The sequence below is a fragment of the Actinoplanes sp. NPDC023801 genome (assembly GCF_040639655.1).
GTDB lineage: Bacteria > Actinomycetota > Actinomycetes > Mycobacteriales > Micromonosporaceae > Actinoplanes.
The window spans coordinates 19571-35284 of record NZ_JBFAAI010000044.1; the positions used below are offsets into that span (position 1 = coordinate 19571).

Annotated in this window: 13 protein-coding genes; 3 read left to right on the forward strand and 10 right to left on the reverse strand. The window is 71.5% G+C overall.

Translation table 11 applies throughout. The features are described from left to right. The gene (locus AB0G04_RS41625) at positions 1–1380 is read left to right on the forward strand and encodes a DUF6745 domain-containing protein (RefSeq protein WP_360995426.1); all 1380 of its coding nucleotides are present in this window, start codon (positions 1–3) and stop codon (positions 1378–1380) included. Positions 1381–1445: 65 nt separating this feature from the next. Here the strand turns inward: AB0G04_RS41625 and AB0G04_RS41630 are convergent, their stop codons facing one another. The 10 genes from AB0G04_RS41630 to AB0G04_RS41675 all read right to left on the reverse strand — a co-directional run bounded on the left by AB0G04_RS41630 (position 1446) and on the right by AB0G04_RS41675 (position 11196). Then, on the reverse strand, positions 1446–2303 hold the full coding sequence (locus tag AB0G04_RS41630) for an STM4011 family radical SAM protein (RefSeq protein WP_360995429.1): 858 nt from the start codon (positions 2301–2303) through the stop codon (positions 1446–1448). Next, positions 2300–3601 (reverse strand): STM4012 family radical SAM protein, encoded by a 1302-nt coding sequence (locus AB0G04_RS41635; RefSeq protein ID WP_360995432.1) that lies wholly within the window; start codon positions 3599–3601, stop codon positions 2300–2302. Before AB0G04_RS41635 ends, AB0G04_RS41630 begins: the two co-directional genes overlap by 4 nt. Next, positions 3598–4395 carry an STM4013/SEN3800 family hydrolase gene (locus AB0G04_RS41640; protein ID WP_360995435.1) on the reverse strand — a complete coding sequence of 266 codons (798 nt, stop codon included), beginning with the start codon at positions 4393–4395 and terminating at the stop codon, positions 3598–3600. Before AB0G04_RS41640 ends, AB0G04_RS41635 begins: the two co-directional genes overlap by 4 nt. Further along, on the reverse strand, positions 4383–5489 hold the full coding sequence (locus AB0G04_RS41645) for an STM4014 family protein (RefSeq protein WP_360995437.1): 1107 nt from the start codon (positions 5487–5489) through the stop codon (positions 4383–4385). The genes AB0G04_RS41640 and AB0G04_RS41645 overlap by 13 nt, the downstream gene beginning before the upstream one ends. Then, positions 5489–6415, reverse strand: a complete 927-nt coding sequence (locus tag AB0G04_RS41650; RefSeq protein ID WP_360995440.1) for an STM4015 family protein — start codon at positions 6413–6415, stop codon at positions 5489–5491. The genes AB0G04_RS41645 and AB0G04_RS41650 overlap by 1 nt, the downstream gene beginning before the upstream one ends. A gap of 125 nt (positions 6416–6540) precedes the next feature. Beyond that, complete coding sequence (locus tag AB0G04_RS41655; RefSeq protein ID WP_360995442.1) at positions 6541–8166, reverse strand: sodium:solute symporter; 1626 nt, start codon at positions 8164–8166, stop codon at positions 6541–6543. Beyond that, positions 8163–8372, reverse strand: coding sequence for a DUF3311 domain-containing protein (locus tag AB0G04_RS41660; protein WP_360995445.1), 210 nt, complete (start codon positions 8370–8372; stop codon positions 8163–8165). The genes AB0G04_RS41655 and AB0G04_RS41660 overlap by 4 nt, the downstream gene beginning before the upstream one ends. A gap of 153 nt (positions 8373–8525) precedes the next feature. Then, positions 8526–8891 carry a hypothetical protein gene (locus AB0G04_RS41665; RefSeq protein WP_360995448.1) on the reverse strand — a complete coding sequence of 122 codons (366 nt, stop codon included), beginning with the start codon at positions 8889–8891 and terminating at the stop codon, positions 8526–8528. A gap of 87 nt (positions 8892–8978) precedes the next feature. Then, entirely contained in the window at positions 8979–10526 is a 1548-nt protein-coding gene (locus AB0G04_RS41670) for an ATP-binding protein (RefSeq protein WP_360995451.1), read from the reverse strand. Then, the gene (locus AB0G04_RS41675; RefSeq protein ID WP_360995454.1) at positions 10519–11196 is read right to left on the reverse strand and encodes a response regulator transcription factor; all 678 of its coding nucleotides are present in this window, start codon (positions 11194–11196) and stop codon (positions 10519–10521) included. The genes AB0G04_RS41670 and AB0G04_RS41675 overlap by 8 nt, the downstream gene beginning before the upstream one ends. A 123-nt stretch (positions 11197–11319) precedes the next feature. Here AB0G04_RS41675 and AB0G04_RS41680 point away from each other — a divergent pair, with 123 nt between their 5' ends. Together AB0G04_RS41680 and AB0G04_RS41685 are read left to right on the forward strand one after the other, a co-directional pair. Continuing rightward, complete coding sequence (locus tag AB0G04_RS41680; RefSeq protein WP_360995457.1) at positions 11320–15375, forward strand: SpoIIE family protein phosphatase; 4056 nt, start codon at positions 11320–11322, stop codon at positions 15373–15375. Further along, entirely contained in the window at positions 15375–15677 is a 303-nt protein-coding gene (locus AB0G04_RS41685; protein ID WP_360995460.1) for an STAS domain-containing protein, read from the forward strand. The genes AB0G04_RS41680 and AB0G04_RS41685 overlap by 1 nt, the downstream gene beginning before the upstream one ends. The last annotated feature ends 37 nt before the right edge of the window (positions 15678–15714 follow it).

The following is a 15714-nucleotide window of genomic DNA, read 5'->3' on the forward strand; positions in this document are numbered from 1 at the left end:
ATGAAGCTGAGCCATGCACAGGAGGCGATGGCCGCCGCCGTCGAGGACCAGTGGCTGGCCGCCGCCGTCCGGACCGGCGACGCGGAGCGGGCAGCCGCCGAGGAGGGTGTCCGGGAGGCGTATCGGCTGGCCGGGCTCCCCGCCCCGGAACGGATCCACTGGTTCGGTTCCCCGCGCGCCGGAGCCGCTGCGGTGGCGCTGCTGTCGGGCGCGCCGATCGGCGCGCCCGAGGCCGAGGGTGCGCGGCCCGGCAGCACCGAGACGATTGATGCGCGGCCCGGCAGCCCCGAGACGATTGATGCGCGGCCCGGCAGAGCTGGAACGATTGATGCGCGGCCCGGCAGCCCCGAGACCGAGGGCGCACCGCCCGGCGGCCCGGAGGTGCCTGGTGCCCTGCCCGGCGGGCGCGGGCTGGATGGTGCGGTGCCCGGCGGCCCCGAGGTGGAGGGTGCGGTGCCGGGCTGGTTCGCGGAGGTGCGTGCCGAATTGCTGCGCCAGGGCTGGACGCCGGGTGAGACGGCCGGTGCGTCGTTGCGGCGGCGCGTGCGGACCGAGCCGTGGGCGGCAGCGCGCAAGGCCGCCGTGGAGGCGCTCGGCAGCGACGGCTGGGCGCAGCTCAGTGCCGCGGCCGGCCGCCGGTCGTGGGCCCTCGTGATGGATCTGATCGCCGGCCGGCTCCGCCTGCGACTCGGGGAGGACCTGACCAGCGACTTTCCCGGCGACGACGGCCGGGCGGTGCGGATGCCGGTGCTCGACGCCATCTACGGCCAGCACGACGGCACCTGGCTGTCCACGTTCGAGGCCGCCGACCGGATCGTCCCGGAGGCCGGCCTGATGACGGGCCTGACCGGTCTCGCCGCGGTGGCCCGGCACGCCGGCTGGTGGTGGGCGAACGAGCGCGTCGCCGTTCTGACCGAACGTCCCGTCACCCTCACCAGGGACAACGTCGGCCGGCTGCATCGGGGTGAGGGTGCCGCCCTGGAGTTCCCGGACGGATACGGCCTGTGGGCCTGGCGCGGTATGCCGATTCCCGAGTCACTGGCCGCCGACCTGCCCACCCTGACGGCCGGCCGCATCCGCCGCGAGGACAACGCGGAGATCCGCCGGGTCATGCTGGAGCACTTCGGCTACGACCGCTACATGCGTGAGGTCGGTGCGCACAAGATGGGCGCCGACGAGACCGGCATCCTGTGGCGCGTCGACCTGGACGGCGACGAGCCCCTGGTCATGGTCGAGGTCGTCAACTCCACCCCGGAGCCGGACGGGACAAGCCGGGTCTACTGGCTGCGCGTCCCACCACGCACCCGCACCGCCCGGGAGGGTGTCGCCTGGACGTTCGGCCTGACCGCCGACGAGTATCAGCCCCTGGTCCAGACCTGACCACAGCGCAGCCGGTCCCGCCCAGCGGCGCCGCGCCGCATCCGGCCGGCGACCGCGCCGGAACGTCAGGGCAGCGGCCAGGCGACGGGGATGCGCTCGAGCAGGCCGTCGGCGTACACGTCGCGTAGTGCCAGCGGCTTGAGATGGACGTACCCGATATGGCAGTCGCACAGGGAATTGGTGCACGGGCGTGGCCGCAGCGCCGTGCGCCAGCTCCCGTCGTACAGATTGCCGATCGGGGTCTTGATGAAGTGACAGCGGCGCACCGTGCCGTCACCAAGGACCGAGATCGCCGTCTCGCCCGCGTGACACGGCTGTCCGAGGGAGGCATGCGGCCGGACGCTGTCGCCGAACCGCGGGTCCAGGGCGGTCCAGCGCCGCTCCTCGTCGGCACTGTAGAGATGCCCCTCGGCGGCGTTGATCCACAGGTAGACGTCCGATGGCAGCGCGGCCCGCAACGCCACGGCCTCGTCGTGGTGCTCGGGCAGGCCGACGACGCCGACCGAGAAGCGGACACCGAGCGTCCGGAGTTCCCGGCAGCGGGCCAGGAACCGGGCCCGCGTCACCTGGCCCGGATGGTAGGTGGCCCACAACGCCGCCACCCGTGGGTTCGCCTCGGCGAGCCAGCCGGTCCGGGCGGCCAGGTTGGTCTGGATGGCGACCCGTGCCACGTGCGGCAGGTGGGAAAGCCGGACGATCGTGTCGCGGTACCACGATCGGGTCAGCCCTTCGCCCCAGGGTGTGAACAGCACCGAGAGCCGCCGGTCGGTGGTCGCCTCCACCCAGCCGGCGAACCGTTCCAGATCCGCGCGGTCGGCCCGCAGCAGTTCCGGCGGGTCGACCCGCTTGGCGAACGGGCAGTACGGGCAGTCGTAGTTGCAACTGGCCAGCGGCCCGCGATAGAGCACGTAGAGATCGGTCATCGCAGGAGGTAGCTCCCCATCGCCGCACGGACCTCGCCGGAGACCAGCCACGGGCCGATGGCGTCGGAGTGATCCAGTCCCAGTGGGGTGAGCACGGTGTGGGACCGGTTCAGCCAACCACGGTCGGCCAGGTCGGCGAGCTGTGGGAAGTCGTCGGTGTGCCGGCTGCCGAAACGGTCCGTGTAGGCGGCCGGGTCGATGCCTTCGGCGCGCAGCAGCGACTTGAGCAGCCAGCGGCGACGCTGTTCCACCGCGTCGAGACGGAAACCGAATTCGGCGTAACGGAAGTCGCCGGCCGGCCGGGAGAGGTAGTCGGTGATGACGGCGCGAACCTCGGGCACGGCCACCGCGTAGTCGAACGAGTAGTGCAGCTCCGTCGTGTACGACCGCGCGCCGCACCCCAGACCGACCATGCCGTCGTCCTGACAGCAGTAGTCCGGGCCGTCCGGGACCGGCGCGTCGGCCCGGCGGAACTGACGCATCGAGTGGCGGACGTAGCCGGCCGCGGTGAGCACCTCGACGGCCTGCCGGTACAGCTCCAGCCGCTGCCGGTCCCAGTCGGCGCGGGCGTGGGCGCGCCGGCCCAGCCCGGTGAGCGGGCGCACGTACAGCGGGTAGAGGTACAGCTCCTCCGGTGACCAGCGCAACGCCTCGTCGAGGGAGTGCTGCCACGTCCCGGGGGTCTGCCCGTCGATGCCGTAGATCAGGTCGATGTTGAGCACCGGGATCCGCGCGTCCCGGATCGCCTGCAACGCACCCATGACCTCGGTGAGCCGCTGTGGCCGCCCGGCCGCGTGCGCCTCGGTGTCCAGGAAACTCTGCACGCCGATGCTGATCCGGGTGGTCCCGTGCGCGGCGAGGACCGCCAGCCGGTCCGGCGTGGCGGTGGCCGGTGACGTCTCCACCGACAACGGCACCGAGGGAGCGTTGAAGGCCGCGCCCAGGATCGCGAACAGCGACTCGAGTTCGGGGGCGGTCAGATAGGTGGGGGTGCCACCGCCGATCGCGAGGCGGGAGAACGACGCTGCCGCATCGAGGCTGTCCCGGACCGCGGTGGCCTGCCGGCGCAACTGGGCCAGATAGGCGGTGACCTGTTCGGCGGGCGGGTTCGCCCTGGTGAACAGGTTGCAGAAGCCGCATCGCATCTCGCAGAACGGCAGGTGCACGTACCCGAAGAGGGAATCCTGCCGCTGCCCCGCCCAGACGTCGCTCAACAGCGGGCGTGGTTCGAGGCGCCGGTAGGCGGTCTTGTGCGGGTAGGCGTAGAGGTAACCCTGATAGGGCGAGTCGAGGTTCACCGGGCGTCCAGGATGAAGTCGGCGTACGGGACTGTCCACACGGCCTCGTGGGCGACGCGGTGGCCGGTGTGGCCGTCCTCGCCGTAGAGGGTGCCGTGGTCGGAGCAGATGATCACCTGGCAGGGCCGCCCTCTGCCGGTGACCAGGTCGAACAGGCGGCCCATCCGGCTGTCCACATATTCAAGTGCGGCCGCGTGGGTCGACAGGTCGTCGGAGCCGGCGCCGGGGACGTAGTGCCGGTTCGGCTGGTGCAGCGCCGCCACGTTGACGAACGTGAACAGCGGTTTCGCCGGTGGCAGGGCGTGCACGATCGTCTCGAGGCGGTCGAGCTGGGCACCGAGACAGTCGGGGGCGGTGACACCGAACGCCTTCTCCCAGTGCGACTCGGCGAACAGGCCCGGCAGCACCCGGCCCAGCGGCGCGGCGGGATTGAAGAAGCCGACACCGCCCAGGCAGACCGTGTGGTAGCCGGCCGCCGCGAGTGCGGTGGGCAGATCCGGGGCGTCGAAGACGTACGTCCCGGGGCCGCTCGTCTCACTCCCGCCGAACCGTGCCGCGTACATCCGCTCGTGCGGGCCGGGCGTCACCGGTGTGGGCAGGAACCCGGCGAAGAACGCGTGATGGGCGGCGTAGGTGAAACTCGCCGGGGTGTGCCGCCGCTCCCACACGCCGCCGGGCAGGACCTTGGACAGGTACGGCGTACGCCCGGCCTGAAGACACCCGGCGGCCACGTCGTACCGCAGCGTGTCCAGCGTGACGAACAGCAGGTCATGACTCCCGATCAGCTCGCGCACACCACACCGGCCCGAGCGTCGGCAGAGGCGATGGTGGCCGGCCAGCCCGCGGTCAGGGCCCGGACCTGCGCGTCGTAGGTGTCGAGACCGTCCACCAGGACGCGCGGCAGCAGATCGCCGAAGGCGTTGACCTCGGCCACCGCGTGCTCCCGCCAGCCGTTGCGGAACATCAGGTCCACGCCCACCTGCAGGGTCCGTGGGAAACAGGCGGCGGCCCGCGCACACGCCCGCATGGCCGCGGCCCAGGCGCGCTCACCGGCGGCGGCCCGGACGGCTGCCACGTCACCGCGGGCGTTGCCCAGGTGAAGGTTCGTCATGGGCGAGCGGCTGGTGCGGACCACCACGTGGCGTGGCGATCCGGCGATGACGACGACCCGCAGGTCGAGCGTCCGGTCGTCGAGGGTCGCTTTCGGGAACCATCGCTCGACGTGGAGCCCGTCCGGGCCCAGCCGGTCGACGATCGCCCGGACCGAGGACTCGTCGTCGTAGCGGCGGACCCGCAGGTTGTTGAAGAGCCGGCCACCGCTGAGCTCGACCGAAGTGACCGCGGTGATCCGGTTTCCGGCCGCGGTGAGGGCGAGCACGCCGGACGCCGAGGAGCCGTGCGACGGTTTGACGAAGACCCGGCCCCAGCCTGCCCCGGACATCGCGGCGCGCAGCGAGTCGTAGTCGTGCACCGCCGGGAGCGCGGACGGCACCGGGACGCCCGACGCGGCGAGCAGCGCGTGGCAGCGGGGCTTGTCGGTCATCGTGAGGATGTCGGCGGGCTGGCTGAGCAGCTCTCCACCGCCGGCCTCGACGCGCCGCAGCGCTTCCCGCAGCCCCGTGAACGCCGATGCCGTCCCGGTGATCTCCCCGTGTTCGGCGGCGGTGGTGGGCCGGCCGCTGCCGAGCTCGCGCAGCAGCCGGTCGACCTCGGCGTTCTCCCCGGGTGAGTCCATGCGCACGTGGGTGCCCGGTCCCGGGACACGGCCCGAGACGAGCACGTCACGCCACGGGTGGATCTCCGGCTCGGCGAGACCGGCCCGGCGCACAGCCTCGGTGAAGAGCCGGACCCGGCGGTTCTCCGGATTTCCGACGACGGCGAGACGCACTACTCGGACACCGCCGTGTAGCGGCCCCACTCCTCTTCCTCCTGGCGCTTGGAGACGTCGACCTCCACCCCGGGAAGCTCGTCGACAAGCCGTTGCGCCATCTCCTCGGACATGAAGTGGTGACGGAGCTTCAGCGACCGCAGGTGGGTGAGCGGCTGACCGGCCAGCAAGGTCTCGGCTCCGGTGTCGCCGAGCACACCCATCGACAGATCGAGGTCGGTGAGCCGGGCGACGATCGGTGCGGCGGCCACGGCCGAGGCCAGCTCATCGGCGATCTCGGCGTTGCGCAGCCCCAGATAGGTGAGTGCGGGCAGGGTGCGGCCGGCCAGGACAGGGGCGAGATCGTCGGCGCGGGCATCGCCGCCGTACTCGTCGACGCCGAGCCAGAGCTCCAGGTGCGTCAGGCTGGGGAGGTCACTCGCGCCGACAGCCCGCACCACCTCGGCCGGCAAGCCACCGGACTGGAGCACCAGCTCGCGCAGATTCTCGTGGCGGACCGGCTTCAGGCTGAGGCCCTCGGCGCCGCGCACCCACAGGCGCTCCAGAGCCGGGAAGGACTCCAGCACCGGCGTGATGTCGTCCTGGTGGATCCAGGAGATCTCGCACTGTTCGCCGGTCAGCTCGCCGACGAACAGCGACCGCAGCGCGCTCAGCCGGCCGGCGTTGCGGACCAGCAGATCGTACGGAAACGGGGTTTCGTAGGCCGAGCCCCACTCGCCGATGATCAGCGCGGCCGGGCCGGCCGGACCGGTGCGCTCCAGGACCTTCTCGAAGGCGGCCTCGAGCTCCTCCGGGTCGGCCTCGAAGTCCTCCATGTCGATCACCCAGGCCACCGCGGCCGGGTCGTCGGGGAGCTTTTTCTTCTTCGTCTCGACGTCGACGACGGGCAGGCCCGCGAAGGTCTTCAGCTTCTTGTAAATGCCCACGGGACTCCCTTGGCCGCGTAGTGACGCTTCGCCGAACAGTGCCGAGAACCTAGCAGCACCCACCGACACTTTCGCGGGCCGCGTAACACTGCTCGCCGAGCGTGGCCGAGCGGACCGCACACGCCTCAGCCGACCCTCTCGCGGCGCTCGGCGGCGGTGGGCAGTCCGTCGATGAGTTCGTCGAGCCGTTTCAGGTAGGGGTCGCCCGCGTCCGCGAGATAATCGTCCGGTCGGGTCCGATCTCGGCCGCCGGCCGACCCGACGGCCCGCAGCAGCAGTGTGAGCGCCACCGTGACCAGCAGGTTCACCGCGAGCGCGACGACACCGACGTAGATGGTGCGGCCGTCGCCGAGCGGCCAGCTGGACCCGCCGAAGTGGTCGGCCACGACCCGGCCGGTCGCGTCCAGTTTCGGGATGTCCCACATCATGACGAGGCCGACGGTCAAACCGCTGAGCAGCCCCGCGGTGAGAGCGGCACGATGGAACCAGCCGGTGAGCAGACCGAGGAAGACAGCCGGGATGGTCTGCAGGATCAGCACGCCGCCGATGAGCTGCAGATCGACGGAGAACGCCGGGTCGACGGCGAGAATCAGGGCCGCCGCGCCGAACTTGACGAACAGCGACGTCCAGCGGCTCGTCCAGGCCTCGGCCGCCGGGGACGCGCCGGGCCGCAGGTAGGTGCGGTAAAGACTGCGGGTGAAGGTGTTGGCCGCGGCGATCGACATGACGGCGGCCGGGATCAGGGCGGCGATGCTCAGAGCGGCGTACGCGATCCCCGCCGACCAGGCGGGGAAGTACTCGTGGATCATCCGGGGCACCACGGTGTTGAGGTCGCCGTCGGCCGGGGTCACCCCTTGGGCCAGGGCGAAGAAGCCGAGCATGGCCATCACCGCGAGCGCCATGCAGTAGACGGGCAGGGCCGCGGCGTTGCGGCGGACCGTGTCCCGGTCCTTGGCCGCGAGCATGCCGACAAGCGCGTGCGGGTAGGCGAAGATGGCCAGCGCCGACCCGATGACCAGGGTGAGGAACCCGAGGTGGCCCGTGTCCGGCAGCAGCAGTCCATCGGCCGGGTTGGGGCTGGTGGCGAACCGGTGGGCGGCGATCCGGAAGGTGCTGCCCCAGCCGCCATACATGGCGACCATCAGCACCGCGGTGAGCAGCATCCAGCCGAGCAGCACGTCCTTGACCACGGAGAGAAGGGCCGGCGCGCGCAGCCCGGAGCGGAAGGTGCACACCGACACCAGGGTGACCGCGGCCAGCAGCGGCCACTCGCCGCCGAACCCGATGGTCCGGAGCACCGCCTGCAGCGAGATGAGCTGCACCGCGACATACGGGATGGTGGCCAGGATGCCGGTGATCGCGACCAGAGCGCCGAGGCCGGGCGAGCCGAACCGGGCGGTGGCGAACTCGCTGTGGGTGAGGAACCCGTGCCGTCGCGCCACCGACCAGGCGCGGGTCGTGAAGTAGAAGGTCAGCGGGGTGGTGACGATGGCGAACGGCACGGCGAACCAGCCGATCGCGCCGACGCCGTAGGTAAGCGCCGGTACGGCGATGAACGTGTACGCGCTGTACATGCTGCCACCGAGCAGGAACCAGATCGTCCAGTTGCCGAACGCCCGCCCGCCGACGCTCCACTCCTCGATGTCGTAGGGGTCGGCGGGCCTGCGCCAGCGGGCGGCGCCGAACCCGACGAGAACGACAAGCGTCATCAGCGCCAGGAAGACGCCGACCTCGATTCCCCGGTCGGTCATGGCCGTTCTCCCCGGGTGGCCAGGTAGACCACGGTGATCACGACCGTCGCGAGCAGAGCGCAGGCGAACTGGTACCAGAAGAAGAACGGCACGCCCAGCAGGGTGGGTTCGATCCGGTTGGCGAACGGGGTCAGCAGTGGCGCTGCCGTAGGTATCAGCAGCAACCACTGCCAGTGGCGTGAACGGGGGCGAGCAGGTGGGGCCATCGGCATCTCCCGGCGTCGTGCGGCGCGGCCGTGAGCCGCCCTGTCCGGCCACGGCGAAGGAGAACGCGCGCAACTATTAGCACTGCTAGTGCCGAAACCGTGAAGATTGTTTTACTCGCCCGTTTCCAATTAGGAAAGCCCCCGCGACAACAATTAGTCGTCGTCTTCGGTGCTGTCGTCCGTGTCGTCGTCGGCCTCGTTGTCCGCCTCGGTGTCCGCGGACTTGGTCAGCACCTTGAAGGTGCTGTCGAGGTCGATGTCCCACTCCTGGCCGGCTGGGTCACGGACCTCGGCCTCGTAGGCGACACCCTTGTCGTCGGATGCCTCGACGTCGAGGATCGTGCCGCCCGCCACGGCGGCGAGAGCGGCCGACTCGGCCGACGAGCGCTCCTGGGCGCTCAGGACACGGTCGTCATCGGGCCCGTCCGCGTTCGCCGCGGTGGCCCACACCGCGCCACCGGCGCCCAGGGCGGCGACGACGGCCACACCCGCGATGACGGTTCGTTTGCTGGTCTTCATGAGCTGTGCCTTTCTCCTGATGATCGGTTACGGCCACACCCTGCGCCCCGGTCCCTGAACCTCACCTGAACGCGGCTGAAGACCTTTTCAGGAAGCCGGGAGCCGTACGTCGAAACGTGCCCCACCCAGCGACGACGTGGAGACGCTGACCGACCCGCCGTGGGCGGTCACGATCTCCCTGACGATCGCCAGGCCGAGGCCGCTCCCGCCGGCGTCCCGGTCTCGTGCCTCGTCCAGCCGCACGAACCGCTCGAAGACCCGCTCCCGCTCGCTCTCCGGGATCCCGGCCCCGTCGTCCTCGACCACCAGCATCACCCGGTCGCCGGTGGAACCGACCGTGACCGCCACCGCGCCACGGGCGTGCCGGGCCGCGTTGTCGACCAGGTTGCGGACCACCTGGGCCAGCGCCGTCGCGTCCCCGCGGACCCGGCCCGCCCCGACGCCGGACGCGTCCACCGTCAGCCCGGCCCGCCGCACCCGCCGCGCCTCGGCCAGCACCAGGTCGTCGACGTCCACATCCTGTAGTTGCCGGGCCCCGGCTCCACCGGTCCGGGTGAGCAGCAGCAACTGCTCGACCAGGCGTTCCATCCGCCCGGCCTCCTCCAGGACGGCCTCAGCCAGCTCCCCCTCGGGCAACGCGCCGGGATGTGCCCGGGACACCTCGGCCGCCTGCCGGATGCCGGCCAGCGGGGAGCGCAGCTCGTGCGACGCGTCGGCGACGAACCGCTGCTGCCGGTCGCGGGAGTCCTGCAGGCGCGCGAGCATCCGGTTCATCGTGGACGCCAGCCGGTGGATCTCGTCGCGGGCCACCGGTATCGGCACCCGCCGGTCCAGCCGCTCGCCGGTGATCTCCTCGACCTCCCGGCGGATCCGCTCGACCGGCGCCAGCGCACCGGTCACCACCACCCAGATGACTCCGCCGACCAGGATCAGCACACCGGCCACCCCGATGAACAGGGGCGTCACCAGGGCCCTCGTCGCGTCGTCGACCTCCTCGAGCGACGCCTCGACCACCACGGTGTACGCCCCGGAGTCCTCGGTCACCTCGAGAGACGGCGAGCCCTCGCCGGACGACCGGTCGTCGTCATCGTCGGACGGTGACGTCAGCACGACCGCGCCGTCGGCGTCCAGGATCCGCCAGCGCATGTCGTCGTCATCGCCCGCCGACGAAAGCCCCGACATGCCCGAAGCGGCCGGGAAGGCAGTGGAAGGCCCGGCGGCAGAGGTGCCAGCGGCAGCAGGCCCGGGGGCGGCGGGGCCGGCGGTGGCAGGGCCAGAGGTGGACGGACCCGCAGCGGCAGGTCCGACGGCAGTCGGGCCTGCGGTAGATGGGCCGGTGGTGGATGGGCCGGTGGTGGATGGACCGGTGGTGGAGGGACCGAATGCGGAGGGCCCGGTCGCGGAGGGGACGGCGTTGGGCGGGGAGGAGGGAGGGGAGGTCGCCCCCGGCAGGCCGGACGCGGCGACCTGTGCGGCCAGCGTGGTGGCCCGTTCCTCGGCCATGTCCTCGATCCCGCCGCTCATCGATGCACGGGTCAGCAGGACCAGGGTCACCGCGGCCACGGCCAGGGTGACCGCCATGACCAGCACGGCCAGGGCAGTGGTCCGCAGGCGGATCGAGGCGCGCTCAACCACCGTCGCCACCCAGCCGGTACCCGGCGCCGCGGACGGTCTGGATCGCCTCCCGGCCGAACGGGCGGTCGATCTTGTTGCGCAGGTGCCGCACATACACCTCGACGATGTTCGGATCGCCGTCGAAGTCCGCGTCCCAGACGGCGTCGAGGATCCGCTGTTTGGAGATGACGTCACCGGCGTTGCGGGCCAGGAACGCCAGCAGCGCGAACTCGCGCGCGGTCAGCTCGATCGGGGTGTCGCCGCGCCGGACGCGCCGCGCGGCCGGATCGATCCGCAGGTCTCCGGCGGTCAGCTCGACCGGTCGCTCGCGCGCGCCGCGCCGTGCCACCGCACGGAGCCGGGCCACCAGCACGGGATAGGAGAACGGTTTCGTCAGGTAGTCGTCGGCGCCGGTGTCCAGACCTTCGACCTGATCCCACTCGCCGTCCTTGGCGGTCAGCATCACGATCGGTGTCCAGTTCTCCTCGGCGCGCAGTGTGGCGCAGACCTGGTAGCCGTTGAGCTTCGGCAGCATCAGGTCGAGCACGATCACGTCGTAATCGTGTTCCCTGGCCAGCCACAACCCGTCGACGCCGTCCGAGGCGACATCGACGGTGAAGCCCTCGGCCTCCAGGCCCACCCGCAGCGACCAGGCGAGCCGTTTCTCGTCCTCGACGACGAGTACACGCATGCCGACCATCCTCGCCCACCGATACTGAATCCCGGCTGAACGACCCGGCTGCCGTGTGACCGTACCCAGCCGCTAACGTCGTGATGGTTTCGGCGAGCTGTGGCAAGGGGACAAGCGGACGCGATGAACGGTAGCTCCTTCTCGGCCGACCCCGAGGTCGGCGCCGATCTCGCCGCGGTCGACTGGGAGGCGAGTCCCCTCGGCGCGCCCGACGACTGGCCGCAGAGCCTGCGGACCGCCGTGAGCATCCTGTTGTCCTCCCGCTTCTCGATGTGGATGGCGTGGGGCCCGGAACTGACCTTCTTCTGCAACGACGCCTACCGCCGCGACACGCTGGGCAGCAAATACCCGTGGGCGCTGGGCCGGCCGGCGAGCGAGGTGTGGGCCGAGATCTGGGGAGACATCGGTCCCCGCATCGACAACGTGCTGCGCACCGGCGAGGCGACCTGGGACGAGGCGCTGCTGCTCTTCCTGGAGCGCTCCGGGTATCGGGAGGAGTCCTATCACACGTTCTCCTACAGCCCGCTCCGTGACGACGACGGCGCCCTTGTCGGCATGCTCTGCGTCGTCAGCGAGGACACCGATCGAGTGGTCGGTGAACGGCGGATGGCGACGCTGCGTGATCTCGGCTCGGATCCGAGCGTGGTCCGCACCCAGGAGGAGATGCTCGAGTTCGTGAGCCACCAGCTCGGCCGCAACCAGCGCGACCTGCCGTTCACGCTGACATACCTGTTCGGCGAGGACGGTGCGGCCCGGCTCGCGGCGTCGACCGGGATCGAGGCCGGGCATCCGGCGACCGACCCCGCGATGTGGCCCGCGGAACGGGTCGCCGACGGGGAGCCGGTCCTGGTCGATCTCGACCCGGCCGGCGGCCTGCCGGGCGGGGACTGGCCGGACCCGCCGGCACGAGCGCTGGTGGTGCCGCTGCTGCGGCAGGGCGGTTCGCCGTACGGCTTCCTGGTCGCCGGCCTGAACCGGTATCGGCCGTTCGACGACGGCTACCGCGGTTTCGTCGAGCTGGTCGCCGGTCACCTGTCGGCCGGCATCGCCGGTGCCCGCAGCTATCGGGCCCAGCAGCGCCGCGCCGAGGAACTGGCCGAACTGGACCGCGCCAAGACCGCCTTCTTCTCCAACATCAGCCACGAGTTCCGTACCCCCCTGACCTTGATCATGGGTCCGGTCGACGACCTCCGGACACAGCTCGCGGGCTCCGGGGAGCGGGTGACCGAGGAGCTGGAGGTCATCCACCGCAACGGGTTGCGGCTCGGCAAGCTGGTCAACACGCTGCTGGACTTCTCCCGCATCGAGGCGGGCCGGATGCAGGCCCGTTTCGAGCCGGTGGACCTGTCGGCCACCACCGCCGAGCTCGCCAGTGTCTTCCGGTCCGCGATCGAGCGGGCCGGCCTCGGTCTCGAGGTGGACTGCCCGCCGCTGCCCGAGCCGGTGTACGTGGACCGGGGCATGTGGGAGAAGATCCTCTTCAACCTGCTCAGCAACGCCCTCAAGTTCACCTTCGACGGTGGTGTGCGGGTCGCGGTACGCGCCGACGGCGCCACGGCGGTGGTCACCGTCGCCGACACCGGGGCGGGCGTGGCCGAGGCGGAGATGCCGCGTCTGTTCGAGCGGTTCCACCGGATCGAGAACGTCCGGTCCCGGTCCAACGAGGGCAGCGGCATCGGGCTCGCCCTGGTTCGGGAGCTGATCGGGCTGCACGGCGGCACGATCGCCGCGGAGAGCACGGTCGGCCGGGGTACGACGTTCACCATCCGCCTCCCGTTCGGGCACGCGCACCTCCCGGCGTCCGCCCTGGTGTCTCCGGACGACAGCCGGGCCGGGCCGATGAACGCCGATTCGTTCCTGCAGGAGGCCCTGCGCTGGCTGCCCGCCGGGGACGCGCCGGCGCCGGCTACCGAGCCGGGCCCCGACCCGGACAACGGCGCGTCTGTGCTGGTCGCCGACGACAACGCCGACATGCGTGACTATCTGACCCGGCTGCTGCGTTCCGCCGGGCACCGGGTGACGGCGGTCGTCGACGGGCAGGCGGCGCTCGACAGCGCGCGTGCCGAGGTTCCGGATCTGGTCGTCAGCGATGTGATGATGCCGCGTCTGGACGGGTTGCAGCTGGTGGCGGCACTGCGGGCCGACCCGCGGACGGCGGGCACGCCGGTGCTGCTGCTGTCGGCGCGGGCCGGGCAGGAGGCGTCGATCGAGGGCCTCGAGGCGGGTGCCGACGACTACCTGTTCAAGCCGTTCTCGGCGGCTGAGCTGCTGGCCCGGGTGCGCGCCAACGTGGAGCTGGCCCGGCTCCGCAACCATCACGCGCGGTGGCGCACCGCGCTGATCGACTCGTTGCAGGAGGCGTTCTTCGTCTGCGACGAGAACGGTGCGGTCATCGAGATCAACAGCGCTTTCACCGACATCCTCGGGTACGGCCCGGAGGGTGTCCCGTACCTGCCGACGCATCCGTGGTGGCCGGACGAGCAGACCGACCCCGACGCGTACCGGGCGGTGGCGCACGCGTTCACGATGGTGCTGGACGAGCCGCACGGCACGTACACCATTCCCGTCGTGCACCGCGACGGCCACCGGCTGTGGGCCGCGGCCTCGTTCAACCAGGTTCACGATCCGGAGACCGGCAAGCGGGTGGTGGTCGGCACGTTCCGTGACGTCACTGCCGAGCACTACGCGATCCAGCGCGACAGCGCGCTGGCCGCGATCGGCATGCGCCTGTCCGAGGCGGAGAGCCTCGGTGAGGCACTCGATGCGGTGCTGCGCGAGCTCCGGGAGATCTGGCAGGCCTCCTATGTGCTGGCGGTCGTCTTCGCCGATCGCGACGAGCCGGTGGTGACCGCCACCGACCCGGGCGTGACCTGGGACGCCCTGTCCGAGGAACGCCGCGCCGCGATCCTCGCGCTGCGCGACCGGCCGGCGCTGACCCGGGCGGGTACCGGGATGGTCCTGGATCATCCGCACGGCACCATGGCGCTCTGGGTGGAACCGAGCCCGCAGCGGCCGTTCACCGCCCCCGACCAAACGCTGCTGGCCCTGCTGGCCGGCCACCTCGGCCAGGGCCTGCGCCGCATCGACCGGATCGACCAGCAGCGCGAGACCGCGCTGGCCCTGCAGCGGGCCATCCTCGGACCGGACCTGCTGCCCAGCGGTTTCGCGGTCCGTTACGAGCCGGCGACGCGGCCGCTGAAGGTCGGCGGGGACTGGTACGACACGATCGAGCTGGCCGACGGCCGGATCGGCATCGTGGTCGGCGACTGCGTCGGGCACGGTCTGCGGGCGGCGACCGTGATGGGTCAGCTGCGCAGCGCCTGCCGGGCGCTGCTGCTGCAGGACTCCAGCCCGTCCCGGACGCTGATGGCGCTCGACCGGTTCGCCGCGCTGCTGCCGGGGGCCGGCTGTGCCACCGTGTTCTGCGGCATCCTGGACCCGGCCAGCGGACATCTCACCTACTCGAGCGCCGGGCATCCACCGGCGATCGTCGGTCATCCGGACGGCAGCACACATCTGCTCGATCAGGGCCGGTCCCGGCCGGTCGCGGTGCGTCCGGGTGCCGACCGGCCGGACGCCGAGTACACGGTGCCGCCACGGGCGACGCTGCTGCTCTACACCGACGGGCTGGTGGAGCGGCGCCGGCAGCCGCTGTCAGCCGGGATCGGCGCGGCCAGCACCGCCGTCCGGCACGGCCTCGGTACCCCGGTCGAGGATCTGGCCACCGAGATCATGAGCCGGCTCGCCCCGGCGAGCGGTTACGACGACGACGTGGCACTGCTGCTCTACCGGCATCCCGGCCCGCTGGAGCTCGACTTCCCCGCCGAGGCGCATCGGCTCGCCCCGGTCCGCTCGGCGCTGCGGGGGTGGCTCGACCGGTGCGGGATCGAACCCGGTGTCGTTCAGAACGTGCTGGTGGCGGCGGGGGAGGCGTGTGCCAACGCGATCGAGCACGGCCATCGCGAGCACCCCGGCGGACGGATCCGGCTGCGTGCCGCCGCCACTGCCGGCGATCTGCGGCTGACCGTCTCCGACAGCGGGCAGTGGAAGATGCCGGACCCGGAGGCCAGCCCGTACCGCGGTCGGGGGATCAAGCTCATGCGCGCCTTCATGCAGACTGTCACCGTCACTTCCGGAACCACCGGCACCGTCGTCGACATGCAGGCGAGGCTAACCTGATGACCACCGAGCTCTCCCTCTCGACGGGCACCGGTCCCGGCGGTGCCGTCGTCCTCACCGCCGCCGGCGAGATCGACATGAGCAACGCCACCGTCTTCGCCGACGCGCTGACCGAGGCGGTCACGGGCGCTGACGGCTCGCCGGTGGTCATCGACCTCACGGCGGTGCAGTACCTGGACAGCGCGGGTCTCGCGGCGCTCTTCGCCCAGGCCGATCACATCGAGGTGCGTACCGGCTCGCTGCTCGCCCCGCTGCTGGAGGTCTCCGGTCTGGCCGAGCTGACCACGGTGCACCACGCCTGACCCGAGAAACACGTCCGGCCGGAGAGTTCCCGTCGGC